Origin of the sequence: Glaciecola siphonariae (genome assembly GCF_042652645.1) — a bacterium.
Taxonomy (GTDB): domain Bacteria; phylum Pseudomonadota; class Gammaproteobacteria; order Enterobacterales; family Alteromonadaceae; genus Glaciecola; species Glaciecola siphonariae.
On the sequence record NZ_JBHSGU010000002.1, the window covers coordinates 1 to 26,971 of the forward strand.

Here is a 26,971-nt window from a genome sequence, read left to right on the forward strand (position 1 = left end):
CTTCTGAATCTACGCTCGAATTTGGAAGGGTAATGCCGCCTTCAGGGGCTAAGGCTCCTAAGGACATTGCATTTCCACCTACATTTTCACCAGCAACATCAACTGTAAAATCAAACTCTGGAAGCGATGCAGATTTCACAGCAGTATTTACCGTACCCCCTAACTCTAACAGCTCTGTCTCTATACTTGTTAAATAGTTTGTCGCGCCATTGTCACTACTCTCTTTAGTCTGTGTAGCGTCGCTTGACCCTGAAGAAGTTCCCTGAACTTCAAAGCTTCTTGTTTGACAATATCCTGTAAGGTCGCCGTCGCATATTGAACCATCGTTATTTAGTGCCGAATACCCCGTCGGATCAGTAAAACTAAGCGGATTATTGAGTACATAGGAATAAGGATTGATGCCCTGACTGCCAGTACCTTGAATGAAGGGATCAACGCTTAAAAACCGGCCAATGTTATAATCGTAGATGCGCCCATTCATATGAATGGCTTACTGCTGTCTACTGTCTGATATCTTCGCGACTTAGGTTCAAAATCTGCTTCCTATTGCTTGATTTAATAGTAAGCGAATAGGAGCAAAAATGAATCAATTAAATAAAATTAGCGTCGATGTAGGTGCAGGGTCAAATATACGCGTTCTTGTATCATGCGTAGATTATAATCATGAAGTACTTTCCCTGTCTGATTTTCAAGACCAAGTTGTCGAGCAAGTTCTCGACTATTACCATGCTCGGCTTTTGAATAACACATCAGCGTTGCAAACCTTGTTATCTGATGGAATAAATAAAGCCGTTATAAAACAGCATCGCATTGGCCTCTGCGACAGGACTTTAAATCTGCATATTGCCAACGCACGAACTTACAATGGCGCTTGTGTACGCGGAATATTAGAAGTGCATGGCCTTATTAGGCCGAGTGGACATGAAACGCTACGAGGTTGCGTGATTGTGCCCTTAACCAATGAAAAAGGCATGGTATCAGGAATATTTGCAAAGCGAATGGCGCAGTATGTTCAACAAAGCAGTAAACGTTTTACGCTTTGGTTTGCGACGCAAAATGCAATTAATACGGCTATATTCCCGGATATCGTTGAGGTGCTGCGTCGTGCAAAATGAAACAAGCAGCTCTCAATTTCAAGCGTGTATCGAATATTACCTCAATGTTTTGATTATTAACGATTACAGTGTAAATACTATTACCCTTAAAAGGGAACACCTTACAGCTTTCGCAACGTGGTTAAACGGCCAGTGCATCGATGATTTCGCTGATGTGACTCTTGATGTTTTTGAGCAATATATGGGGTATCTGCGTTTTAAAAAATCTGAGAATCATCCCGATAAGTATCTTAGCGTTAGCACTGTGAGGTGTCGGCTAACTTCGGTTAGAGTATTTCTGCGTTTTCTTACTAAACGCTCATTTATATTGCATCGAGAGGTTGAAAAGTATGAGTTGCCTAGTGTTGGTCTTGTATTGCCGAAGCCAATATTGAGTTATAGAGATGTTTTACGGGTAATTAAGCAGATTCCTATTAATACAATCAAAGGCCTACGAGATAGAGCCATGCTGGAGTGTTTTTATGCAACGGGTATGCGAAGAGGTGAATTAGTTAATTTAGATATTGCGGACGTCGATTTTTCTCAATCTCAATTACGTATCATCCACGGCAAAGGAAAAAAAGATAGGTATGTCCCTTTTGGTAACATGGCAAACATATGGCTTATAAAATATTTAAGCGAAGCAAGACCAGTATTAGCCAGAACGCATACAGTTAATGCATTTTTTCTAGACTCAAACGGGCAAAGATGCAAACCACCTCAGTTGTCGAGTTTAATGTCTAAATACATAAAAAAAGCAAACATAAACAAAACAGGGGCCTGTCATCAATACAGGCACGCTGCCGCAACACACATGCTCGACAATGACGCGGATATTAGGCATGTTCAAGAGTTGTTGGGGCATGCCAGTATTTCCACTACTCAACTATATTTGCATGTTAGTAAAGCTAAATTGCGTGCCGTCTATGCGAAAACACATCCAAGAGCATAATAAGTGCCTTTTCCAATTTATGCCCCTACGCACGGCTCGTAAATTTAGCTTCTGCGGTGTTGACTTTAATGGTTTCACCGCTCGAAATGTACTCGGGCACTTGCACTGTTAAACCTGTGGAAAGTAAGGCCGGTTTGGTGCGGGCGGTGGCCGATGAGCCTTTAATCGATGGGTCGGTTTCAGTTATCACCAAATCTACGGAGGCAGGTAATTCAATGCCTACGGGCTTGTCGTCTACAATCAATACCTGTAGGCCGGTAGTTTGCTCGGTAATAAATAAAAGTTCGTCACTAATGGTTTCTTTGTCGAGCGAGTAGGGGGTGTAGTCTTCATTATCCATAAACACATATTCGGTGCCGTCTACATACGAGAACGTGACTTTTTTCTTACCAAACTCAGCAGTGTTAATCATTTCGTCGGCTTTAAAGCTTTCATCGGCTTTGGCGCCGGTGGCTACCTCGTACAATCGCATGCGATAGAGGCTGGCGCCGGCTCTTCCGCTGGGCGTTAGCTTGGCAATGTCTTTTACTAAATACACTTTGCCGTTGTGCTCAATGGCAGCATTCTTTTTTATTTCACTGGCTTTTGGCATGACGCCTCCGTTGTATATAAAAATAAATAGGTGTTTACGTGTTATTCGCGTGGGAGTCGCCGTTAAAAATATACAAAATTTAAAAGCGTGAGTACCACACTGCCATACAATATAGAAACGGGAATACCCATTTTCACAAAATCGGTAAACTTATACTCAGATGCACTAAACACCAGAAGATTTGTTTGATAACCGTATGGCGAAATAAAACTCGCGCTAGCAGCAAAGGCAACCGCAAGGGCAAATGGCATAATCGGCAGGTTCATCGATACGACCAAACCATAGGCAAAGGGAAACATGAGCGCAGCAGCAGCGTTGTTGGTCACAAACTCAGTCAACAGTACGGTCATTACGTATATGCATATCAGAGCGTATATGGGGGCCATGTTTTCAAGCACAGGGCCTGTATATCCGGTAATGGTGTTAATCACACCAGACGTTTCAAGCGATGTGGCAAGCGACAGTGCGCCAACAATAACAATTATTAAATTAAGCGGTAAATTGCGCTTAATATCAGACATTGACGATACTTTAGCCAGCACTAATGCGGCTGCAAAAAACAGTAAGCCAATAGCTAGGGGGACAATAGATAAGGCTGCCAGCGCGATAGTGCCCACAAAGCCCGCTAGCGTGAAATACTCCTGCCAAGGAAGGAGTTTGCGCGGCATTTTTTGTTCAGACACCATAAAAAAGTTTTTACTTATATTGTCGCGTCGATGAAAGTCATTACCTGTTGCCAAGAGCAAAAAATCACCGGCCTGCAGCTTAAGCTCGCCCATTTTGCCAGATATCGACTCGCCATCACGCCGAATGGCCACTACAGCGGCATCAAATAGCGCACGAAAGCCAACTTGCTTTAAGGTTTTATTGATAATGGGTGCACGGTTTGAAATGATCACTTCTGTGAGGTTTTCACTTAATAGTCCGTCGGCCTCTGCAAACATTGTTAAGCCTTTAATATGCTCGATATTCTCAAGTTTCTGTACATTGCCGGTAAAAATTAGTTTATCGTTTTCTTGAATCACAAAGTCGGGTGAAACCGGCGATATCACTCGATTGCGCCTAACTACTTCAATTAAAAATAGCTCCGGTAGATTACGCAAATGATTTTGTTCAACCGACTTGCCTATCAGCTCAGAATTGGCCGCTACATCAGCCTCCAATAAATAGCTATTAAACTGCGCACTGGCCGCTTTCACTTCTGGTAAAAGCGGTGTCATCAAAAACAGTAGCAAACCGCACATCAGGCCTGCGCTTAAACCAAAAAGAGTAAAGTCGAAAAAGGCAAAGCCAGGATGCCCGTGGTCTCTTAGAAAACTGTCAACAATAAGATTGGTAGATGTGCCTACTAAGGTAACCGTTCCGCCGAGTATCGCTGCATAAGAAAGCGGTATTAACAGCTTAGAGGGCGCATGCATCGTGTTTTGTTTAATTGGCCCGAGCAAACTTGCTACTACCGCCGTATTGTTCAGCAGTGCTGATGAGCCAAAGGTCACGGCAAACATTTTTGTAAAGCTGCGCTTATACGATTTACTCACAATAGCGCGGCCCAAGCGTTTAATAAAAGCGGTTTTGTCTATTGAATGACTTACTATCAGCAGTAGTACAAGGGTGATAAGACCGGTGTTTGTGGCATTGTCTAAGACTTTGTCAAAGCTAATTTGTTTAAATAAGATGAGTGCAAGGGTACAGCCGGCAAAAATACCAGAGGGCCGCGCATTCGTAAAAATTAACGATGCAATGGTCACCAAAAATATAGCAATAACGAGCAGTTGGTCTGATGGCATGTGGGGCGTTTTTTATTATTTGTAGCTAAGACTAAGACCTAATCAAACAATAGTCTAGCGTAAGCGTGACATTATTGGCTATGAGATAGAACAAAAGCGCAGGTGAGATGCAATCTCAATCTGCGCTTTTAGGTTTAATAAGCAGTGTTAATTAATGCTGCTTTCAGTTTGCTGTTAAAGTTGCGTGATATCAGCAGCACCCCAATGCGGGAAATGCTTTCTCACCAGCGCATTAAACTCTAGTTCAAACTCAGAGTACTGACCTGCCGAGGCGACTTGTTTATTTTCGCTAATAATCATGCCCGCCCCTACCGTTCCATTGGTTAAACGGTCGATTACGATAAACGCACCGGTGGCACGGTTTTCAGTGTAAGCATCGCATGCCACGGCCTGAGTTAAGCGAATATCCACCGTACCTATCTCATTTAAATTCAAATGCAGCGCCTTGCTTTCTTCAAGGGTGTTTACATCAATTTTATTGTGAATGTTGGCAACGCTGCCGCTCACCGACTTTGTGGCAAATTTAAAGCTGTATTGCTTATTAGGTATCATGGCTTCTTCGGCCATCCATACCATGTGGGTTTTATACTGATTGCCATGCAGCGGCAAACTGCCCGCCTTCACAATCATGTCGCCCCTAGAAATATCAATTTCATCTTCTAAAGTAAGGGTAACTGCGTTCGGTGCTGCGCTCGTTTCAAGATCGCCGTCAAAGGTCGTAATTGATTTTACTTTAGAGGTCTTGCCAGAGGGCAGTACCGTTATTTCCTCGCCCTTAGCGATAGAGCCCGATACGATAGTGCCGGCAAACCCTCTGAAATTCAGATTTGGGCGATTTACGTACTGAACTGGAAATCTAAAGTCTTCGTTGCTCTGCGGCGTAATAACGATATTTTCCAGTAGCTCCATCAATAGCTCGCCTTCAAACCACGGCGTATTCGCGCTGCGATTAACCACATTATCGCCCTCAAGGGCCGAAATAGGGACAAAACGAATGTCAGGAATGGTAAGTTGTTCAGAAAATGCTAAATAGTCTTTTTTGATTTGTTCGTAAACGTCTTCGCGATACTCCATGAGATCCATTTTGTTCACGGCAACAATCACATTCTTAATGCCTAACAACGAAACTAAAAACGAGTGACGTTTAGTTTGTGTTTTCACGCCGGCACGAGCATCGATTAATATAATCGCAAGATCGCACGTAGAAGCGCCTGTTACCATGTTGCGTGTGTACTGCTCATGTCCGGGGGTATCGGCAATAATAAACTTGCGTTTTTCAGTGCTAAAATATCGATATGCAACATCGATAGTAATACCCTGTTCACGCTCAGACTGAAGACCGTCAACGAGCAAGGCTAGGTCTACCTTTTCGCCGGTGGTACCTACTTTTTTACTGTCTTTGGTGATGGCAGCAAGTTGATCTTCATAAATCATTTTAGAGTCGTGCAGTAAACGTCCAATAAGGGTGCTTTTACCATCGTCAACGCTTCCGCATGTTAAAAACCTCATGAGGTCCTTTTTCTCGTGCTGCTCCAAGTATTCTAAAATGTCGGTTTTTAATAGTTCGTTCTCGTTGTTCATATCAACTAATTACCATAAAAAAGGGATTTAAAACGGATTCTTTTTGGTTATAGCGCAAAGGGCTTGCGTCTGGGTCTAGCGGCTTGTCTACGTTTAGCACCGTTACTTTTCCACCCGCTGCCAATACCACGGCATGCGCCGCTGCGGTGTCCCATTCGCTTGTGGGGCCTACTCGGGGGTAAACGTGGGCAGTGCCGTCGGCAACGCAGCAGAGCTTGAGCGAACTACCCATGGCGATGAGCTTATTTTCGCCGCCAAGCGCGCTTAATACCTTGTTAATTTCAGGGCTTTGATGGGAGCGGCTACCAACTACTTGCCATACATCTGAAGATTGATGCGGTTTAGTCGATATTGTCTCACGTGAACCTTTATGTAGTTTGTACGCTTCAACGCCTACCCAACCTACATAGGTCGTTTCCAATACAGGTGCATGAACTACGCCTAAAGTGGGCTCGCCATACTCAATTAAGGCGATATTCACGGTAAATTCGCCGTTCTTCTTAATAAATTCTTTTGTGCCATCTAGCGGGTCAACCAACCAGTAGCGATTCCAAGACTTGCGTGTTTCCCATGAAATATCCGACGACTCCTCAGACAGAACCGGAATATCAGAGATTCTGTTTAAGCTCTCTAGAATATGCAAATGGGCCGCTAAATCGGCTTCTGTTAATGGAGATGCGTCGTTTTTCTCGTATATATCAAAGTCTTTTGCGTAGATTTCCATGATGCGGTCGCCCGCTTCTTGGCTAATTTTTACAACGCTGTCAACGAGTGTTTGCGTAATTTCAAAACTGCTCATGACACATATCCTTTTTGCTTTAAAATTTCGTACAAGCGCTCAGCGGTCTGCTCGGGAGCTTCATCTTTATACTCCAAATGCACCTCAGGGGCTTCTGGCACTTCGTAGGCCGAATCAATACCGGTAAAGTGCTTGATGTCGCCTTGGCGCGCTTTTTTATAAAGCCCTTTAGGGTCTCGCGCTTCGCATACTTCAATTGGCGTATCTACGAATACTTCTATAAATTCTCCGTCGGCTAATAATGAGCGACAAAACCTGCGGTCGTCTTTAAACGGAGAGATGAACGCAGTTATTACAATTAAGCCCGAATCTACAAAGAGTTTAGCGACTTCACTGATACGGCGGATATTTTCAACACGCGCTTTATCGTCAAAGCCTAAATCGCCGCATAAACCATGGCGCACATTGTCACCGTCTAACAGGTAAGTGTGGTGAGACTTTTCGTAAAGTTTGCGCTCTAAAAGGTTTGCAAGGGTCGATTTTCCTGAGCCCGAAAGCCCCGTGAGCCATATAACACTTGGTTTTTGTGCAAGTGACTTAGCGCGCTCGCTCTTATCTATAGTGTGTTGATGCCATACAATATTTTGTGTCATTAAAAATAGCCCTCCATTTTCTTCTTCTCCATAGAGCCAGAAGAGTCATGATCAATTACTCGGCCTTGTCGTTCAGACGTTTTTGTTAACAGCATCTCTTGAATGACTTCAGGCAAGGTGCTGGCGGTAGATTCAACCGCGCCGGTGAGCGGATAGCAACCTAATGTACGAAAGCGTACCGACTTCATTTCTGGCTTTTCGCCTTCTTTAAGCGGCATGCGCTCGTCGTCTACCATTATCAACACGCCATCTCTGTCGACGACTGGACGTGGTTTAGACAAATACAATGAAGGAATTTCAATATTTTCGAGGTAAATGTACTGCCAAATATCGAGTTCAGTCCAATTAGACATTGGGAAAACGCGAATGCTCTCGCCTTTATTAATTTGCGAGTTATATATATTCCAAAGCTCTGGGCGCTGGTTTTTTGGGTCCCAGCGGTGATTCTCATCTCTAAACGAATATACTCTCTCTTTTGCTCTGGACTTTTCTTCGTCTCGGCGAGCGCCGCCAAAGGCTGCATCAAATTTATAGTGATTAAGTGCCTGTTTTAGCGCAGCGGTTTTCATGATGTCGGTATGCTTAGCACTGCCCACCGAAAAAGGATTGATCCCTTGCTCTACACCTTCTTGATTGGTGTGAACGAGTAGATTCAAATTATGTTTTTTGGCCATGCGATCACGAAATTCAATCATCTCGCGAAACTTCCACGTGGTATCAACATGCAGGAGAGGGAAGGGGATGGTGCCTGGCGCAAAAGCCTTACGTGCTAAATGTAGCAAAACAGATGAATCTTTCCCCACTGAATATAGCATTACTGGGTTGTCAAACTCAGCGGCAACCTCACGAAAAATATGAATGCTCTCAGCCTCTAACTGCTTAAGATGAGAAATAGTGTCTGGCGCAACGTTCATTTGGAAGGGGTTCCTTTTGATATATTAAAACTCTATATGAATAGAACATTAACATATTTAGCGCTGCGAATTTATGACAAATCGTTCTGGTTAATTACTAATTAATAACTAAATATATTGTTTTGTTATAAGCTTGTAAACGACAAGGGCAATATGCCCCAAAAGCCGTATACTTGAACTTTGTTTTGCTACGTCGCGTACTCGGTACTATTGAGTCGATACATGTCACCAAATACGTCACGACATGCTTCACACCATACTTCACAACTTAAGAATAAATACATTAAATAAGGATTGTACCACTATGATTAAACCTCTTATTCTCGGCGCAGCAAGTGCGCTGTTTTTATTTGGCGCTGGCGCCGCACATTCACATAACCATGGCTCAAAAGAGGATATGTCTGCCAAGGCAGCTATTGAAGCGGCGGTAAATAACACTGCAATCCGCTCTGAGTTAGATAGAGAGCGCGACCAATATCGCAATCCAGTTGAGACCTTAAGCTTTTTCGGTCTTACGCCAGATATGACGGTTGCGGAACTAGGCCCATCAAGTGGATGGTATACCCGCATTCTTGCGCCTGTAACTGCAGAAAAAGGTAAATATATTGCGCTCAACGGCAGTCCTAACCCTGAGTCAGAGCGTTACGAGCGACAAATGCAGTGGCGCGAGACATTTATTGACCGCGGCAATGCTATGTTTGGACCTCGCGCAACCGCTCGCTACATCGGTCAGACGGTGCCTTTTGCCGCCCCAAATAGCGTCGATATGGTGCTTATTTTCCGTGGTATGCATGGTCAAATTGGCAGAGGCGATGTAAACGGTTTACTTGCAGAAGTGCTCAGTGCGTTAAAGCCAGGTGGCGTACTTGGCATTGTTCAGCACAGAGAGCGTGAGGATTTTGATACCGACCCGGTGACTACAATGCGCGGTTACGTTAAACAAAGTTATATTATCGACTTGGTAAAAGCCGCTGGTTTTGAGCTTGCAGCGACCAGTGAAATTAACGCAAACCCGAAAGATACCGCAGATTGGGAGCGTGGAGTTTGGACCTTACAGGCGGGTAGGCCACTTGCTGAAAAAGACCCAAAGTTTCGTGAAATTGGTGAGTCAGACAGAATGACTTTAAAATTTGTGAAGCCTGCTCAGTAGAGGCAGTTACGTCTGCTTAAAGGCGAAGAGGGTCGTCATGAGCGGCCCTTTTTTATGCCGATTATTGGAGCATTGCTAAGCGTTTTTCAGACCATGCTATGGCCTCGTTGTATGCCTCTAGCATGCTTTCATAATCAACATCGTACATTGCACAGCCCTCTAACATGCCTTGCCAATCGGCCTGTTCAAACTGTTTACAAAGCTTAATGCAGTCAGCCAGCCAGCCTTGATGGCGCACTAGCGCAACCTTTATATCTGAAGACAATGGAAGTTGGCTAATAACGGTTGCCAGATTCGCATCGAGCATGGCGTCGAGCAAAGATAGCATCCCAACCAAAAAAGCCGATGAGAGCTTACTTTTAAACGTTGTGCGCTCGGCAAACACTTCGCAGAATTTGGCCCGCTGAAGTGATAGCCTGATCAGCTCATCAGGTTTGGCCTCGCCAAATGTGGCAGCAAACAACAGCGAAACGAAACGCTCCAATTCACTTTTACCTAGCATGATCACCGCTTGACGAATACTTTCGATTTTCTTTCTGCGCTGAAAGAAAGGCGATTGCGCGTATCGCAGAAGTTTGAATGACAAACCTGGGTCTAACTCAAACATATTAACGACTTCGTTTAAATTAGGCTCGAGCTTTGATATTTCGCTCAATAAACTGCTGAGCAAGGTTTGAGATGAATTTAAAGAAACGCTTTTTATGACTTCAGGTTTGCTGAAAAAATATCCTTGGAACAAACTAAAGCCGAGCGCTTTGTATTGTTCAAACACCTCAGTGTTTTCGACTTTTTCGGCGAGCAGTTTGAGATGGGGATGACGCGCCGCTACCGCGACGATATCGGCTAATTGCCTCTCGTCAATATTAAGGCAATCTATCTTAATGACCTGACAAAGAGGGTAAAAACGTTCCCAGTCTGGATTATGAATAAAGTCATCAAGCGCGAGTATGAAGCCTTTTGCATGAAGGCTTTTCAGGCGCGAATATACTTTATCACTAGGCTGGACGCTTTCTAATACTTCAATCACAACCTTATTCGCAGGCAACAAGCTCGGATGACCTTCCATGATTGAGCTTTTGGTAAAATTGATGAAGGCAAGCTTGTCGTCAGCAATGCGGTCTAAACCTAAATTTAGGTAAAGACCTTCAATCATTTTGGAGGTAGCTTTTTCTTCATCAACATTTGGAAAGGCATTTTCCATGCTGTTTCGAAACAATAGCTCATAGCCAAACAATGATTTGTTTGCATCTAAGATTGGCTGCCTAGCAGCAAAAAACGCCATTTACGTAGTTACTCGTTCCCAAAGTTCTTGTTGTTTAACTGTAGTTTATACTCATCGTACAGCTTGGATATTTCTTCGCTTTTCGGCGGAAAAATCGAACCTAATACGTATATAACGGCAGAAGAGGCTAAAAACCCAGGAATTATTGCATATAGCGTTTTAAAAATACTGTTTGGGTCGTCACTCAGCGGTGCATATATCCACACCAACACAACCGCTGCGCCAGATATAATACCGCCGATGGCAGCACATTGGGTCATGTTTCTCCAAAACAGTGTAAACAGGACAAGCGGACCAAAAGCGGCCCCAAAACCTGCCCATGCGTGACTTACCAATTCTAAGATTGTTTGATTTTCGCCAAATGCCAGCGTAATTGCGGCTATTGCCACCACTAAGACCGACGCACGGCCAACTAACACCTGTGTCTTTTCAGAGGCATCTTTATGCAAAAAACTCACGTAAATATCGCGGGTTAGTGAGCTTGAGGTAACCAACAGCTGTGATGAAATTGTACTCATAATTGCGGCAAGAATGGCTGCTAATAAAAAGCCACCAATAAGGGGGTGAAACAAAATTTGCGAGAGCACAATAAATATTGTTTCGCTGTCGTCAATCGATGCTGTGGTCTCGCTCATGTAGGCTAAACCAAACAGGCCGGTCATAGCAGCGCCAAACAAAGACACTATCATCCACGACATACCAATGCGTCTTGCGACGGGGATTTGCTTTAATGAGCCGATGGCCATAAAACGCACGATAATATGCGGTTGTCCAAAATACCCTAAGCCCCATGACATCAGCGATATTATTGCTAGAAAGCCTAGGCTTTGTCCGGTGCTTGCGTCGGTAAACATTTTGAGTAAATTAGGGTCGATATCACTTAATGCTGTGAGCGTTGCGTTTATGCCGCCAAGTTCTAGCATGACAACGGTAGGCACCAAAATCAAGGCAATAAACATAATGCAGCCTTGAATAAAGTCGGTTAACGACACCGCCATAAACCCACCCACAAGAGTGTAAGCCACAACAACACCGGCGGTAATTAATACGCCCCAGTGATAGGCTAAACCAAATGAAGACTCAAACAATTTGCCACCGGCCACCACACCCGATGAGGTATAAACGGTGAAAAATATAATGATCACCACCGACGCAACAATACGCAGAACGTGGGTATTGTCGAAAAAGCGATTTTCAAAAAAGTCGGGAAGTGTAATGGAGTCGTTAGCCACCTCTGTAAATACACGCAAACGCGGCGCTACTAGCATGTAATTAAGCCATGCTCCAAAGCACAGGCCAAATACTATCCAAAGAGAAGAAGCGCCAGATAAATACATTGCACCGGGTACACCCATTAGCATCCAACCACTCATATCTGATGCGCCAGCCGATAACGCCGTTACCGGGGCAGAGAGTTTGCGTCCTCCGAGTAAATATCCAGATGCGCTCTCTTCATTTGTGCGATAAGCGTATAACCCTATGCCCAGCATTGCGATAAAGTAAATTGCCAGTGAAATGTATGTACCAAATTCCATGTAGACCTCTTGTTTGCTTTTTGCATATGGTAACAGCTTGAGGATAAATCGAAAGGGAAGTGCTTGAATTGGGTCGCTTTGCCATACTCACAAAGCAATTATCGGCAAAGAACACATGTTTAAAAAATAGGCATAAAAAAACGCCCTGAGTGGGCGTTTTTTAGCGAAAGGTTTTTGTACTAAAATTTACGCGTATTAAATAGAAAACGACAATAACTGCTTAGCTTTCGATGTTAGCTCGTTAACCTGCGAGGTGTTTTCGCCCACCACAATCACTTTTGCTGATTCAAGCAAAAACGACGCGCCGCTATACTCATCATTACTAAAGGATTCGTCAACGCCTTTGCTGGCTTGTGAAGGAAGAACAAACACAGACGCCAAACCGTTTTCACCTTTAATAATCATATGCAGACTCTTTATGGAATCTAAATAGCAATAGTTTGCTGAGATTATCTCTCCAATGCCATCGCTGATTTGTCCGTTATAAGCAGCTAGTTTGTCGTTTACCATGGCAAGGTCAACATTTCCGCCTTTGTTCAATTCATATTCCATATGACTCATGTGAGCGAACACATCGGCCGCTAAATTCCCAGAAGGTTGGGTCATAATGCCTACCGTCAATACACTTGCTAAAACGACAGAAGCGGCAAGTGCCATATACCAAGGGCGTCGTTGTTTTGTTTGCTTATAGTCGCTTAGCGACTGTCTGAGAATAAGCTTGTCGGCTAAATCTTCAGGTACAGGAATATCCATTGCCTCTTGCAAAGCTGACTCCATGCTTCGAATTTCTTCCCAAAAAGCGTGTTTTTTAGGATCAGCTTTTGCCGCTTCAATGACTTCTGGGTCTTGGGTGAAGGGGTCGCTGTAAATGGTTCGTCTAAAGGTAATATCATCCATTTAACTGTACTCCAAAATCGTTGTCTTTCGTCATAATCTCTTTAATTTGGCTTCTAGCTCTAAATAAACGGGTCATTACCGTGTTTTTGTTCAAATTTAGTTGTTCGGCTATTTCGTCGCCGCTAAATCCCATAATGACTTGCATCACTAAAGGCTCTCTGTATTCGTCACTCAAGGAGGCGATTGCACGGCGTAAGTCTCGATTTTCAACGTTGCCATCGCTCGAAGCGACAGGGTCAGCCACCGAAACATCGTCTATATCTACCAAATCAAATTGTTTTCGTTCAAAGCGCCTTGCGTTTTCACGGCGCAATATTGTAATAAGCCATGATTTTGCTGCTCCTTCGTCTTGTAGTGAGTCTAATGATTTCCATGCGCGAAGGAAGGTTTCTTGAACCACATCTTCGGCAATGGACCGGTCTTTAATAAGCCATACAGCATAGCGAAACACATCAGCATGCAATGCTTTCACTAAGGCTTCATATCTTCGTTGTTTTGTCATCATATCTGTAGAGACCGAGGACACCGTATTTTTATTTCCTAACATTAATAAATAAACTCACTTTTAAACAATTTACGCTCATCCTTTGATGATTGACTCAACTAGGAACCCTCCACATATGAGAGCTCTGCAGCAAAGAACCACATTTACTCACTTTTACTCTGCAGTTATACAAACCCTGCAGCCACTCACACCCTACAGTATAGAACTTGCTGTTAAAAGTGCACTGCCATGTACATGTAAACATGCGACACTGATTTATCATGCTGCAAATTTGCCCATAAAGAGCAAGTTTTCAGTGCAATGTAAATAGAATTGCTTCACGAAATACTGTAACAAGGCCACAGATAAAGTTGTCGATAGTTGCCCAAAAGTAGAAAAAACCTGTGATTTAGCTTGAATGAGCGCTACTAAAAATATGAATGGCCTAGATTGTTTTAATAAACAAGCGCCGAAATAATTATATATTTCTCCGAATATTTTATAGCCAGCTCAAGCGGTAAAGCCTACAATTTTTTAACATTTATTTTACGAATGCTGTTTTACCTAGTTTAGGGTTGTAACGAAGGATAAATGCTGCCAAGACATGCTGAATTGCTCTTAAGCACAAAGCGTGACTATTGAGATAGCACTACATGGAAAATCTATGATTACTCTAGCAAATATTTTCAAAAAAAGTTTGATGCTGCTTTTACTTGCCTGCGTATGCATGCAGGTCTCAGCTTCTAATCGTGGTCCCGTAGTTTGGGATGAAGAACTTAAACAAGTGTACACCGACAATAATGAGGCCTTTGTTGGGGTCGATTTTTACATCGACATATACGATATCGCCCACATGCGAGCGAATGAAGCTGAGTATGAAGGGTATTTAAAGAAGCTAATTAGCGATAATAACGCGAATGTTGTGCGCATTGCACCATGGGTTGGCTACTGGGAAGACATCACGCCTGATTCATACTGGTATCAGGCGCATCTAGACGATTTGACCTACGCCATCGATAAGGCTGTGCAGTGGGCAGATGAGGCAAATGCATATGCGCTTATTTCATATGGTCCAACCGCCGACTACACCCGCACAAATGCGTTTTTTGATGCAATAGGCGCTGTGTATAAAGATGATGCGCACGTGATGTTTCAGGTTACCTCCGACCCAACAGTCAGTTTTTTACGCTTGAAGCTCGACGAAGTAAACGCGCACCTAGCATCGATTGCGCCCAATACTCATCGGATTTTTGAACCTACCAAACTATGGGAGCGCCGCCGAGGAGCCCAAGAGTTCACGCAATACGGAAACATTAGCTTTCCTGTTCGAGTGGAAACGGCACCTGCGGTTGAAGACTTCATTATTGATAGTCAGCCCAAGGTTGACTACGTAATTAAAACCACCTTACCTGCAACTACCAGCAACCGCTGGGAAAGTGTCTCGGGCATGAGCTTTGCAGAGACGGTAGACGCTTCAGCATTTACCCAGATTTCGTTTGAAATCAAAGCTAAATATGCTCAAAGCTACTGGGTATACTTACGTGATGCGTCAAACAATGATTTAGGTGCCTATTACAACACCTATACAGGTGATGAATGGAATACCGTTACGCTTACCTCAAGCGACTTCGGCTCTATCGCAGCAGGCAGCATCGCCAGTGTTCAGTTTTTCATTGGAAACGATGCTAACTACGACTCAAATTCTGGTAATGATTTTTATTTTGATAACGTAGTGGTTAGTGACGCACAGCGCGATTATAACGTTGCTCGCGGCAGTGTAGACGAGCAGGGTACTGGCTGGACAAGTGTAGGATACAATCAAACGTCGGTAAGTATTACGCGAGAAGAGGCAGACACGCCAGTGATTGCGGGCTATGCGATGAAGTTAGAGCTTTCGGTAGATAATCCGCAAAACCGCTGGGATAGCGTAGCCGGCATGGTACTTGAAAATAGCTTTAGCATCAGTGATTTTGATAACTTGAGCTTTGATGTGAGAGCTGATGTAGGGCAAAGCTTCTGGGTGTATTTGCGAGATGCAGACGGCCAAGATATCGGTGCTCATTACAATACATATGCGCCACAAGAGTGGACAACGGTCACTCTGCGTCCTTCTGACTTCACTAACGCAAGCGTTAATGATGTTGTATCGGTTCAGTTTTTCATTGGCTACGACGCTAACTATGATAGTTCATCTACCAATGCTTTCTATTTTGATAACTTAGTGGTCAACAGTACAAATGGTCCTCAACAAGGTGCTAGGGGTAAGACAGATGCAAACGGCACCGGCTGGTACGATGTAGGCTATGGCATCATTCGTTCGGTAGTAGACCGTATAGAAGAAGGGGAAGTTACTCCGCCGCCAAGTGAAGTTGCTTATAATATTGCCTATGCGCGCACCGGCGGAACTGATTACTATGTATCGCCTGAGGGAGATGATAGCAACGACGGTTTGAGCCAAGCGACTGCTGTTAAAACGCCTCAAGTTGGCGCTGACAAATTAGGTCCAGGCGACCGCCTAATAGTGATGCCTGGTGACTATGACACTCCTGGTTACGGCACCATGATTGACCTATCGACTTCTGGCACCGCGGATAACTGGATAAGCATAGAAGCTTATGAAACAGGTACTGCTAACTTTAAAGTGAGAGGTCAATACGGTGTGGTCTTTAGAGGGGCGTCTTACGTTCAGGTAAAAGGACTCAATATCAGCGGGCTTGCCGATACGCTGACACCAGAAGAAGCAGAAGCGAAACGCTTGCTTAACTGGTATAGCGAAGGCTTAGTGGGCGTAGGTATTGGTACAGAGCCGCTTAAAATTGGTGAAGATTACACATACCCACACCACGTGATAATAGAAGATAACCACGTTTACAATATGTCTGCAGGCGGCATCGCCATGAAGCGCGCTGACTATATGCTGATTAAAAATAACCTTGTGCATAACAACGCGTACTACAATGTCTGGGCGCCAAGCGGTATTTCAGTGTGGGAAAGCTTTAACCACGACGACAATACCGAGACTTATCGCACTGTTATTACCGGCAATACATCTTACGGTAACTACAACTACTTTAAGTTTTTTGCTAGCAGCAACCCAGACATCGCTAATCAGTTCACCGACGGTAATGGGATTATCATCGACGCTCTCGCGATTGATCAAGGCTACACCAGCGACGGTCTAGACGGGATTTATTCGGGTCGTACTCTGATTGAAAACAACATCACTTATAACAACGGTGGTAAAGGCATAAACCTTTATGCCAGTGATAATATCGATGTTATTCATAATGTTAGCTACAACAACGGTACTCATCCTGAGATTGATGGTGAAATCGCGCTTGGTAACGTAAAGAACGTGCGCATGTACAACAACATCATTCAGGTTGCCGCAGGCGAAGCTGCATTTATTGAATATCAAAGCCAAAACCTTGATATTAGCCACAACATTATTGTGAAAGATGGTGCATTTGTCGAAAAAGATAACTTGAACCTAACTACGAACAGCATTTATGAAGTGCCGCAGTTTGTAGATAAGCTTAACTTTGACTTTAATGTTATGCCATCTTCCCCGGCTATTGATGCAGGTACCGACAAGCTCAAATCGTTTGTTGATATTACCGGAGGTGCAAGACCTCAGGGCGGTGCAGTTGATATTGGTGCTTACGAGTACTAAGCGCTCGATATAAAGTAAGAAATAAAAAAAGGACTTAATGTGAATTAAGTCCTTTTTTGTTTGTAACGCTTTTTTGTCTGCGTTTTTTGTATATGTATTTTTTGCAGGTAAAGAGCAAGTATAAAGCGCTTTTAGCTTGAGTTATTGCGCCAATGTCGCCTCTATATATTGGTTAATTTTTTCTTCAAGTATGTTTAGCGGAATGGGGCCATACATTAAGACCTGATCATGGAAATCAGCATAGCTGAATTTGTCTCCAAGTCTCTCTTTTGCATTTGCCCTAAGCTCCATGATTTTCAGTTTGCCAATCATATAGGCTGTGGCCTGACCGGGCAGTGCGATGTATCGTTCAATGGCTTTAACAGCATCATTTGCTGGGTTTGGCGTATTCTCAATTAAATAATCGATGGCGTCTTGACGAGACCATTTCATTGTATGAATGCCGGTGTCTACCACTAAGCGGCACGCACGCCAAAGCTCCATTGCTAAACGCCCAAAGTCTGAATAGGGGTCTTCATAAAAACCCATGTCTTTGGCCAGTTCTTCAGTGTACAAGCCCCAACCTTCGGTATAGGCGGTAAACGATACGTACTTTTGAAACTCTGGAATGCCATCGAGCTCTTGCGCAATTGAGCGTTGCATGTGGTGACCGGGTATGCCCTCATGGTAAGCCAGTGCTTCCATCTGATATGTTGGCATGCTTCGCATATCATAAAGGTTTGCGTAATAGGTACCTGGTCGAGAGCCATCTTTTGAAGGTGATTGGTAAAACGCTTTGCCGGCAGATTGTTCTCGAAAAGCTTCCACGCGTTTGACTATCATGTCGGCTTTAGGTACTAAACCAAAATACTCCGGAATTTTAGCCTCCATCACATCGATGTATTGTTTTGCTTCACTTAAATAACGAGCGCGACCCTCTTCACTGTCTTCGTAATAAAACTGCTCATCATCCCTCATAAAGTTGAAAAACGCGTTTAAGTCGCCCTCAAAATTGACCTTTTTCATAATGGCCTTCATCTCATTATGAATGCGTTCAACGTTGTCCAAACCTATCTGATGAACTTCTTCAGCAGTGAGGTCGGTGGTGGTAAACCAAGCGAGGCGATTTTCATACCATTTTTGTCCATCAGGTAAGCGCCACACGCCGTCGCCTTCAGGGCTATAGGCCAGCTGCTTTGTTAGCTCTGAAATAAGCGCTGAATAAGCTGGGCGCACCGATTCTTGCAAGGCTTGCTCTGCATCTGCAATCAAACCCGCTTTTTCAGCATTGCTTATTCCGAGGGCGTCAAGTTTGCTTATGAAATCTGTGTATAGTGTAGAGTCCTCGCTGCTTTCTCTAAATGGATTACCTTGAATCACGTTTGATGAGGCTTGAATCATTTGCTCATACGCCCATTGCGGAGGAAATACGCCTGCTTCTTGGCGCAGTTGCAGCTGCGTGATTAATTGGTCGAACAAGGGTTTTACACCGCGCAAACGCTCTATGTAGGCTTGTGCATCTTCAATTGAAGAGATGCGATGGATGTTAATAAGAAAGCTAGGTACATTGGTGTGCCAAGCGCTAAATTGATTCATGATGTATGAATTGAGCCTAAATTCGTCGTTGGCAATTTGGCGGCTCAAATTAGTGCGATACAGTTGTAAGCTTAAACGCTCTTGTTCGGTCAATTGAGCTTCATCAAATTGTTGTGCCGCGACCAATCTAGACTCCATAAGCTCTCGTCTTTCTTGATCAGCCGCTGGCGATATGTCGTCCCATTTTCCGTAGTCCCATTTGTATCCTAAGCGGCTTTGCATCGTGGGCGAACGCTTTAAGTCTTGCTCAAATGAATCCGCAAAAAAACGTGATAAGCGCTCAGACTCAGTTAAATTCTCTTCACTGACTGTTTGTGCTGACTCTGCTTGTTTTGCGGCTGATTGTGCGTCTTGCGCGGCTTGCGGGCTTTGAGCGTTTTCTGGCGCTGGGCTACATGCAGCAAGGCTCAATGCTGCGCAAATTGCTGAGAGAGCAAAAAGCGGTCGTTTGTTCATGCTAGTGTCCTTTTATTTTTTATTTTTAATGTATATTTAGAGCGTATTTTCTGCGTAAAACGTGCACAATTGTACGTGTATACGGCGTTAGCTGTATGAACGATAACCACTAAACTAAAATTTCTCAAATATAACTTTGTAAAGAGAAGCGCCTACACAATCGGATACATATTTGTCGCGCTGCCACCATTGTATTTATTTTGCTCTCTCGCCCTTAATGCTACTAAAGGTTGTTTAAGGGCTTGAGCGTCGTAGGCCGAAGAGGTATCGGCATACTGACTTTGCAAGGCTTGATTGAACGCCTCGGCAGCATCTTTTGCATCCAGCTTGAGAAGCGCATTGTTAACCGACTGTATCGTAGTGCCGGTTAGCACGCCGAGCCAATGTCGAAGGTTGCTTTGAATAGCGCGAACATTATTCGCCGTTATACTGTTGACAAGCGCATCCCACGCATCGGCCTCGTTGCTGGCAAAACCCGAGGGCTCTGAGGCTTGAGTATACTCGCTACCGTTCGCTAAAAGCGCATTCAGGCGCGAGACTTTGGCCCTTAATACAAAGGTGATGACTGCGAAAACTAACACTGCTCCGGCCAAAACAAAATGCAGTAGGTCAAGGCCCCATACAACTAAAGGGAAGGGGCTGGACGGTAATGACAATAACTCGTCATTGTTTGCAAGGTCTGTGCGGTCATCAGAGGATTGCACCTTGTTTTGTGTTGTTTCGCTATTTGCTTGGCCTTGATCCAGACCTTGATTTTGACCTTGCGCTTGCGCAGGCGCAACAACCTCGACGGTTTTAGCGGGTAGCACGGCAAAGCGCGTTTCGCCTGTGGTAACGTCAAACCATGGCACTTGAATTTCTGGCAAAACAAACCGTCCTGTTTCGCCCGGAATTATCGCAGTGCGCTGGACTAATTGCGCAATCAGGCGCTCATTTTGCTGAACCGTTGCCCTTTCGGCCTGCTCAGGATAGGTTTTAAAGCTAGGATGATAATTTGCCTCAATTAGAGGCAGTTGCTCTTCAATTAAACCGAGTGCTGTTAACGTCACGGTGCGCGTAATCGGTTCACCCTGCACGAATGAAGCGGCATCATCATTTGACCACTGTTCGTCGAGCTGTACGCGCTCACTGGGTAGCCATGTATATTGATAGTCTTGCGGGATTGGCAGCACATTAATGGTTTTTTGGGGTGCCATTCTGCTAATTGTTTTACTCCGGTTGAAGTATGCAAAGCTCTGCCTAGTACTGGTTAGTACTTCTGCTTGAAATACAGGACCGTCTATAGTGAAGCTGCCGCTTGCCTGAGGCAATACCGCAAAGTTACGCTCAATCACTCGATAACGCACGCCATTTACCAGCTCTTGATACTCTTTGTCTTCACCTAGCTGTTCGATTACCGCCCCATCAAGTACAGGCTCCGACAAACTGCCTCGCTGTATATCGCCTGCCAAGTAAATCTTTACCGTGTATCTTACCTGCTGCTGCAGGTAAACAGTGTCATTACTCACCTCGGCGGTCACATAAAAGTCGCGGGGTTGTGCGCGTGTGCCTTGGCCTGCCGGGAGGACAGTTAACGTAATCGGGTCGCTGCTTTTTCCGTCAATGGTAAAACTAGGGATGGTAATCTGGCCGGTTTTTTTGGGGAGTAGCTGCAAAGTCCAAGTGGTACTCGTCGTGCGATCAAAGTTTATAATCTGCGTCGATTGACTCACCGACGGTTGACTCACCCGAAAGTCTTTTGTTAACACGAGAAAGTCGATGGCATCGCTATCTGCGCCGCCTATGGCAGTAACCTGCAGCGTAACCGATTCATCTATCAGCATTGGATTTTTATCAATCGTAGCGCTTAACTGGCTTACATCTGCGTTTGCCGGCATGCTTATACTTGCCATCATCAATACATGCAGAGCACAAAAGGCCCAATAAAACACTTTCATTACCACTCCTGCTCGTTTTTGGTCGGCGGCGCAAATTGTTTGCGGCGCTGGGCTTCAATCAACATTTTTCGCTGTAATAAATATGCAGGGTCGTCGGGCACCTTATTCATAAGCGTCTGAAGTCGCTGCATCTGCTCACGCTCTTCTGGCGTAAGCTCACTTTGGTCGATAGCCTGAACGCTGCCTACGTTTTCTTGTTCATCAACATTCTCTTGTTCCTGTGGAAGGGCTGATGATTGTTCGGTACCGTTGTATTGCTGTTCGCCTTGTGCATCACGCATCTCATCTAGCGGGCCTTGCTCAGATTCACCGCTCCCTTGAGAGTCTTGCTGGCTTTGCTCAGACTGACCTGAGTTCTCCGGACTTTGCTCCTCATCGGGTTTATTTTCGCCCTCACTTTGCTCACCGTCGCTGTTTTGCTCTTCGCCGCCTTCTCCTTGTGTATCGCCCTGTTGGCCGCTATTGCTTTGTTGACTATTATCTTGCCCGTTTTGTGAATCAGCTTGATCAGATGACTCGGAGTTATCTCCCTGGTCACCTTGTTGCTGGTCTTGTTGCTGCTGCTGTTGTTGCTCAAGAAGTTCCTCAAGCACGGTTTTATTTTTTGCGGCTTCTTTGTGTTCAGGGTCAAGTTTTAACACTCTAGCGTAAGTATCAATAGCCTCTTCTAACTGACCTAATTGAGCAAGCGCATTAGCGCTATTGTAAATGCTGTTTAAGCCATCTGACTGTTGATACAAAGACAGGGCGGTTTCATAATCACCCGCCTTATAGGCGGCGGCCGCACGCCAATTTATGTCCTTAAATAACTCTGCCGCGTCTTGATAATTTTCATTATTAAATGCCTCGGCGCCTTTTTGATTGCTGTTTAAAAACCAACACTTAGCACGCTCTGTGAGGGAAGTATTCTTCGACTCGTCTTGTACCGGTTTGTTTGTGGGTTGTTGCGCATAGGCCGTGTCTGGCCAAAGTGGTGTAAAAGCGGTAAGCACGAGGCAAAATAGCACGCCTTTTCTGAACATAAACAGTGCAATGGGTAAAATCAGCAGAACAAGATAAGCGCCCATGTCGCGCCAAGCATCTCCTGTGTTTTGTTCATTATTCTCTTGTTTTACAGCGTCTAACTGACGACTTGTCAAGAGCATCGATTTGATATCGGTATCGTCAATCGACATGCGCGTCTGCCGGCCGTTACTGGGGCTAAGTGCGTCGTCTAGAAAAGCAGAGTTAACTTTGGGGATCACTATGGCACCGCTGTAATCTTTCAATAAACTACCATCATTCATGCTAATAGGTGCGCCCTCATCTGTGCCAATTGTCAGTGCAGAAAATTGATACTGCGTATCGTTTAGCAAATCACGAATAGGTTTAACGTCCTCATACTCAATACCATCGGTGATCCAATAAATGTGACCGGTTTGGTAGCCGGCATTGTCTAAAAGCTCAATTGCTTGTAATAAGCCTGCGCTGGGGTTGCTGCCAGAGTTAGGCATAATTTCTGGGCTTAGGCTTGGAATCAAGTTTTCAAGATTGCTGATGTCGTCGGTTAAGGGGCTAATAATAAAGGCATCGCCTGCGTAGGCCACAAGCCCTACCTCACCATCATTTATTTCGTTGACTAAATCAATGGCTTTAAATTTTGCTCGAGCAAGCCGACTGGGGGTAACGTCGGTCGCGCGCATCGACAGCGACATGTCCATAACCACTACGCGCCCAGAATTGCTCTGATAAACCGGCTGTGGCAGTTTTTCCCAGGCGGGGCCTGCCGCTGCAATGCTGGCAATGCTCAATGCGAGCATCAACCATATAAACGCCTGACGGCTTTGTTTATTGCTCTTATTGCTAACCAGTCGTTGATGCAGGTGCTGCGGCAATATCGACTGCCACTCGCTACTCGATAAGCGAAGGCGCATCCAAAGCCAAATAATGGCTATTAGAGCAGGCACGCATAACAGTAATTCAGGTCTTAAAAAGTGAAAGTCGCTGAGCATCAACTTTCTCCTGTCTTTGCTGGAGCAAAATTCGCCACTTTCGCTCTCAGTAAATTAAACACTAAAGCTAACGCGACAAGAGCAATCGCTGCCCCTAAAGGATAATAAAACAAAGCACTTTGCGGACGCATTTTTTGAGAGTTGCCCTCTATGGGCTCTAAGGTGTCAAGCAACTGATATATATTACTCAGCTCTTCAGTATCGCGGGCTCTAAAATACTGACCACCTGTTTGCCTAGCGATATCGCTTAGTAGTCGTTCATCTAGGTCTTGGGATGGATTAATTGTGCGCTGACCAAAAAAACTGCTGACGACCTGCTCATCTGCGCCAACACCGATTGTATAGATAGTCACTTTATTCGCCACAGCAAGCGACAGCGCTTGTTCAGGGGATATATTGCCTGCGGTATTTTGTCCGTCGGTGAGCAGCACCAGCACGCGGTTAGATTCTTGCTTGTCTGAAAAGCGCTTCACCGCTAGGCCAATGGCATCTCCAATCGCGGTTCGCTCGCCAACGAGTCCAATCACAGATTCATCGAGTAAGGTCTTTACAGTTTCGCGGTCAAAGGTCAAGGGCGCTTGTAAATACGCAGTGTCGGCGAACAGTATAAGTCCGAGTCGGTCGCCTACACGTCTTTCAATAAAATCACTGAGCACGTATTTAATCATTGAAAGGCGGTTTACCTCGCGGCCTTGAATTTTCATATCGGCTTGTTTCATGCTGCCCGATAAGTCTACCGCCACCATAAGATCGCGTCCTTCGCTAGGAATCGATATCGCTTCACCGAGCCATTGTGGTCTTGCCGCTGCGCTGACGAGCAAAACCCATATCAAAAAAGCCAAGCAAGCACCGAGTCTTGATGTTCCTTTCTTTGTTGTGTGCACACCATCAAAACGCTGTAGGCTTGGCACACGAAGAGCGGCAGATTGAGGCGCTGGTTTTGCCGGCATAAACCGCCGCACTAAATAGGGGAGCGGCAGCAAAATAAATACATAAGGCCATACAAATTCAAACATCAAGCGCTCCTTTTTTAGGAGGGAGCGCACGCTTTATCCACGTTCTTGCGGCAGTGCGCGTTTGCTCGAAGTTCTCAAGTTCAGTGCGTTCATCATATTGCCATGCCGCAAGCGCTTGCAGTGTTGCGCAAATTTGTTTTTGATCGCCATGCGTATACAAACCAGTAAGCACTGATTGCCAGCCACTGCCGTGTAAATGAAGTACCTTATGTTGGGGCAGGTAGGCATGTGCGGCTTGTTTAAGCACGTGATGGATTTGCGCGTAGGCTTTTGTATCGCTAGGTTTTATGCTTTCAAGCGCTTTTAGACTCTCATTACGCGGTTTCAGCCTGTTCTTGCGCGTTCTATTCCACAAATATAGCGTGATAAATGCTCCTAGCAACAGAGCAAGTACAATCCAGTAACCCACTGCTGGAGGCCATATACTGACAGCCTGCGGCAAGTGGATGTCGGCAAGTTGGTCTAGCGGACTAGCCGCGTTTGGATTGAGATTATTAGCTTGCGCCTGCGTCCACTTAAACGCTGACAATGGAGGCAAAGTACTCATATTGCTTCCCCAAGTTCGTAGGCACGTTTGTTGCCGCTCAACTGCTTTTCTAAGGCTATCCCTGCGGTTACCACTCTTGGAAATATGCCATTGGCATTCAGCGCGTTTTTAAGTGTGGTGAGTCTGTCTCGCTGTTGGCGCTGATAGCGCTGTGCTTGTGCACTTTCACCGAGTATTACCGTACCGCGCTGACTGCCGTCGGTAACGCTTAATATTTGCGTGTTTGGTGTGGGCGGTAACGCTAGTTCAAACGGGTCTCTGATCACGCTGACTTGCACCTCACAATGACGGCTCAAGTCGCCTAGCAACGCTAAATGTTCATCAGACAGATGCTCACAGTCTGAAATCAAATGAATTAAACTGCCCGGCTTTGCGAGGTAGTGCATGCGCTGCAATGCGTTTAAAAAAGCAGCGCCGCCGGTGTGTGCATTTGACCCACGCTCAACTGTGGCTGCATTGCTCAAGGCCTCGGTTACCGAACGGTTTTGCAAGCTAACGACCGATTGCAGAAAATGCAGAGCATTTTTGGTCTGTGCTCGAGGTTTGCACTCAATGTCTTGGGTGTCATTAAATACAATCCCACCCAGCTTATCGCCTCGAGCCACACCCGCCCAACATATAAGTGCCGCAACATGCGCCGCCTGCACCGATTTGAATAAGAGCTGGGTGCCAAAATGCATACTTGCACTTACGTCTAGAAAAACAAATATGGGTCGTTCACGCTCTTCTCTAAAAATCTTTGTATGTGTTTTGCCAGTGCGAGCGGTCACCCGCCAGTCAATGCTGCGAATGTCATCGCCCGGCTGGTAATGACGCGCTTCGTCAAATTCCATTCCTCTGCCTTTAAAAAGCGAGCGCTCTGCACCGGCCATTTGACTGGCCGCCTTGTGTTTTGGCGCTAAAGACAGCATGTCTGACAAGTTTTTTACCTGAACGAGCTCTGCCATCGACAGTTCAATGCCGTTGCTCTTGAGCTTATCGAGTTCGTAACTGACCGTATTTACTTGCATCTGTTTGTAACCATTGCTACCTATGGACGCGTTTGCTTAAGGAACCGGCACTAATTGCATAATTTGAGTGATAACCTTGTTGCTATCAATCCCTTGTGCCTGCGCTTGATATGTCAGTATGAGGCGGTGGCGCAAAACATTATGCAACACCGCTTGTACGTCTTCAGGGCTAACAAAGTCACGCTCATGGAGCCACGCGTGAGCGCGGGCGCAGCGTTCTAATGCAATGGTTGCGCGCGGACTGGCGCCGATTTCTATCCATTGGCGCAGTTCGTCTGAGTAAGCCTGCGGCTGGCGAGTGGCCATAATCAATTGCACAATGTATTGCTCTATTGCATCAGCCATATGAAGTTCTAACAGCGACTTCCGCGCAGAGGTAATGTCTAGCTGAGATAGCTTGGCGACATCTTTTGGCAGCGCGTGATTTATCTCATCGAGGGTCTCACCTCGGTTCAACTTTAAAATCTTAAGCTCGGTATCTGCGTTGGGATAGTCAATCTCAATGTGCATTAAAAAACGGTCTAGCTGAGCCTCAGGCAGAGGGTAGGTTCCTTCTTGCTCTAATGGATTTTGCGTTGCCATGACTAAAAACAAGTCGGGAAGGGTGTACGTTTTACTGCCCACAGTAATTTGTCGTTCTGCCATCGCCTCTAGCAATGCTGATTGCACTTTAGCCGGCGCACGGTTAATTTCGTCTGCGAGTACAAGGTTGTGAAACAGAGGACCTTGTTGAAAGATAAACTCGCCAGTTTCAGGGCGATATATATCGGTACCCGTTAGGTCTGCAGGCAGTAAGTCGGGGGTAAATTGCACGCGATGAAAGTTTGCTTCGATACCGTCAGAAAGCGCATTGATTGCGCGTGTTTTTGCAAGCCCTGGAGGACCTTCTACCAGAATGTGACCGTCGGCAAGAAGCGCAATGACGATGGACTGAGTCAGTTCAGTCTGGCCGATGACCTGAGAATCTAAATGGGATAATAGTTGTTGTATTTGCTTTACTGCCATGTAGCGACCTGTTTAGATATCAATAAATGATTAATATTCAATACGATGGATATAGGGGCGAAGGTACAAAACTCAAGCATAGAGCCATTAATTATATGCTG

The 26,971-nt window shown here is 45.1% G+C and carries 21 protein-coding genes and 1 pseudogene; 4 read left to right on the forward strand and 18 right to left on the reverse strand.

Annotated elements, in window-relative coordinates; translation table 11 throughout:
• Window positions 1-334: 334 nt before the first annotated feature.
• Window positions 335-487 (reverse strand): annotated as a pseudogene (locus tag ACFO4O_RS01420) (RHS repeat-associated core domain-containing protein); the annotation flags it as partial.
• Window positions 488-581: 94 nt separating this feature from the next.
• Between ACFO4O_RS01420 and ACFO4O_RS01425 the strand changes: the two are divergent.
• Both ACFO4O_RS01425 and ACFO4O_RS01430 read left to right on the forward strand, forming a co-directional pair.
• A complete protein-coding gene (locus ACFO4O_RS01425) occupies window positions 582-1,115 on the forward strand; it encodes a hypothetical protein (protein ID WP_382405493.1) in 534 nt (177 codons plus the stop codon).
• Window positions 1,105-2,046, forward strand: coding sequence for a tyrosine-type recombinase/integrase (locus ACFO4O_RS01430; RefSeq protein ID WP_382405495.1), 942 nt, complete (start codon window positions 1,105-1,107; stop codon window positions 2,044-2,046). The genes ACFO4O_RS01425 and ACFO4O_RS01430 overlap by 11 nt, the downstream gene beginning before the upstream one ends.
• A 25-nt stretch (window positions 2,047-2,071) precedes the next feature.
• Here ACFO4O_RS01430 and efpL read toward each other — a convergent pair whose 3' ends face one another.
• From efpL to cysD, 6 genes are all read right to left on the reverse strand, one after another.
• Complete coding sequence (gene efpL, locus ACFO4O_RS01435) at window positions 2,072-2,638, reverse strand: elongation factor P-like protein EfpL (protein WP_382405496.1); 567 nt, start codon at window positions 2,636-2,638, stop codon at window positions 2,072-2,074.
• A 62-nt stretch (window positions 2,639-2,700) separates the two neighbouring features.
• Window positions 2,701-4,425 (reverse strand): SLC13 family permease, encoded by a 1,725-nt coding sequence (locus ACFO4O_RS01440; RefSeq protein WP_382405498.1) that lies wholly within the window; start codon window positions 4,423-4,425, stop codon window positions 2,701-2,703.
• A 174-nt stretch (window positions 4,426-4,599) separates the two neighbouring features.
• Window positions 4,600-6,006: a sulfate adenylyltransferase subunit CysN gene (gene cysN / locus ACFO4O_RS01445; RefSeq protein ID WP_382405499.1), complete on the reverse strand. Its 1,407-nt coding sequence runs from the start codon at window positions 6,004-6,006 to the stop codon at window positions 4,600-4,602.
• Window position 6,007: 1 nt separating this feature from the next.
• On the reverse strand, window positions 6,008-6,805 hold the full coding sequence (gene cysQ, locus ACFO4O_RS01450) for a 3'(2'),5'-bisphosphate nucleotidase CysQ (RefSeq protein WP_382405501.1): 798 nt from the start codon (window positions 6,803-6,805) through the stop codon (window positions 6,008-6,010).
• Window positions 6,802-7,398, reverse strand: a complete 597-nt coding sequence (cysC, locus tag ACFO4O_RS01455) for an adenylyl-sulfate kinase (protein ID WP_382405502.1) — start codon at window positions 7,396-7,398, stop codon at window positions 6,802-6,804. The genes cysQ and cysC overlap by 4 nt, the downstream gene beginning before the upstream one ends.
• Window positions 7,398-8,312 carry a sulfate adenylyltransferase subunit CysD gene (gene cysD, locus ACFO4O_RS01460; RefSeq protein WP_382405504.1) on the reverse strand — a complete coding sequence of 305 codons (915 nt, stop codon included), beginning with the start codon at window positions 8,310-8,312 and terminating at the stop codon, window positions 7,398-7,400. Before cysD ends, cysC begins: the two co-directional genes overlap by 1 nt.
• Window positions 8,313-8,616: 304 nt before the next feature.
• Between cysD and ACFO4O_RS01465 the strand changes: the two genes are divergently transcribed.
• Window positions 8,617-9,462: a class I SAM-dependent methyltransferase gene (locus ACFO4O_RS01465; protein WP_382405505.1), complete on the forward strand. Its 846-nt coding sequence runs from the start codon at window positions 8,617-8,619 to the stop codon at window positions 9,460-9,462.
• A gap of 61 nt (window positions 9,463-9,523) precedes the next feature.
• Here the strand turns inward: ACFO4O_RS01465 and ACFO4O_RS01470 are convergent, their stop codons facing one another.
• The 4 genes from ACFO4O_RS01470 to ACFO4O_RS01485 form a co-directional block, all read right to left on the reverse strand.
• Window positions 9,524-10,744, reverse strand: a complete 1,221-nt coding sequence (locus tag ACFO4O_RS01470) for an EAL and HDOD domain-containing protein (RefSeq protein ID WP_382405507.1) — start codon at window positions 10,742-10,744, stop codon at window positions 9,524-9,526.
• An 8-nt stretch (window positions 10,745-10,752) separates the two neighbouring features.
• Entirely contained in the window at window positions 10,753-12,279 is a 1,527-nt protein-coding gene (gene putP / locus ACFO4O_RS01475) for a sodium/proline symporter PutP (RefSeq protein ID WP_382405509.1), read from the reverse strand.
• Between the two features lie 195 nt (window positions 12,280-12,474).
• Window positions 12,475-13,176 (reverse strand): DUF3379 family protein, encoded by a 702-nt coding sequence (locus tag ACFO4O_RS01480; protein ID WP_382405510.1) that lies wholly within the window; start codon window positions 13,174-13,176, stop codon window positions 12,475-12,477.
• Window positions 13,169-13,723 (reverse strand): sigma-70 family RNA polymerase sigma factor, encoded by a 555-nt coding sequence (locus tag ACFO4O_RS01485; protein ID WP_382405511.1) that lies wholly within the window; start codon window positions 13,721-13,723, stop codon window positions 13,169-13,171. Before ACFO4O_RS01485 ends, ACFO4O_RS01480 begins: the two co-directional genes overlap by 8 nt.
• Window positions 13,724-14,324: 601 nt before the next feature.
• Between ACFO4O_RS01485 and ACFO4O_RS01490 the strand changes: the two genes are divergently transcribed.
• Complete coding sequence (locus ACFO4O_RS01490; RefSeq protein WP_382405512.1) at window positions 14,325-17,333, forward strand: right-handed parallel beta-helix repeat-containing protein; 3,009 nt, start codon at window positions 14,325-14,327, stop codon at window positions 17,331-17,333.
• Window positions 17,334-17,474: 141 nt separating this feature from the next.
• Here the strand turns inward: ACFO4O_RS01490 and ACFO4O_RS01495 are convergent, their stop codons facing one another.
• From ACFO4O_RS01495 to ACFO4O_RS01525, 7 genes are all read right to left on the reverse strand, one after another.
• Window positions 17,475-19,364: a DUF885 domain-containing protein gene (locus ACFO4O_RS01495; protein WP_382405513.1), complete on the reverse strand. Its 1,890-nt coding sequence runs from the start codon at window positions 19,362-19,364 to the stop codon at window positions 17,475-17,477.
• A gap of 152 nt (window positions 19,365-19,516) precedes the next feature.
• Entirely contained in the window at window positions 19,517-21,301 is a 1,785-nt protein-coding gene (locus tag ACFO4O_RS01500; RefSeq protein WP_382405514.1) for a BatD family protein, read from the reverse strand.
• Window positions 21,301-23,292, reverse strand: a complete 1,992-nt coding sequence (locus tag ACFO4O_RS01505; protein ID WP_382405516.1) for a vWA domain-containing protein — start codon at window positions 23,290-23,292, stop codon at window positions 21,301-21,303. The genes ACFO4O_RS01500 and ACFO4O_RS01505 overlap by 1 nt, the downstream gene beginning before the upstream one ends.
• Complete coding sequence (locus ACFO4O_RS01510) at window positions 23,292-24,308, reverse strand: vWA domain-containing protein (protein WP_382405517.1); 1,017 nt, start codon at window positions 24,306-24,308, stop codon at window positions 23,292-23,294. The genes ACFO4O_RS01505 and ACFO4O_RS01510 overlap by 1 nt, the downstream gene beginning before the upstream one ends.
• Entirely contained in the window at window positions 24,301-24,855 is a 555-nt protein-coding gene (locus ACFO4O_RS01515) for a DUF4381 domain-containing protein (protein ID WP_382405518.1), read from the reverse strand. Before ACFO4O_RS01515 ends, ACFO4O_RS01510 begins: the two co-directional genes overlap by 8 nt.
• On the reverse strand, window positions 24,852-25,865 hold the full coding sequence (locus ACFO4O_RS01520; protein ID WP_382405519.1) for a DUF58 domain-containing protein: 1,014 nt from the start codon (window positions 25,863-25,865) through the stop codon (window positions 24,852-24,854). Before ACFO4O_RS01520 ends, ACFO4O_RS01515 begins: the two co-directional genes overlap by 4 nt.
• A gap of 36 nt (window positions 25,866-25,901) precedes the next feature.
• Complete coding sequence (locus tag ACFO4O_RS01525) at window positions 25,902-26,870, reverse strand: AAA family ATPase (protein WP_382405520.1); 969 nt, start codon at window positions 26,868-26,870, stop codon at window positions 25,902-25,904.
• Window positions 26,871-26,971 lie beyond the last annotated feature (101 nt).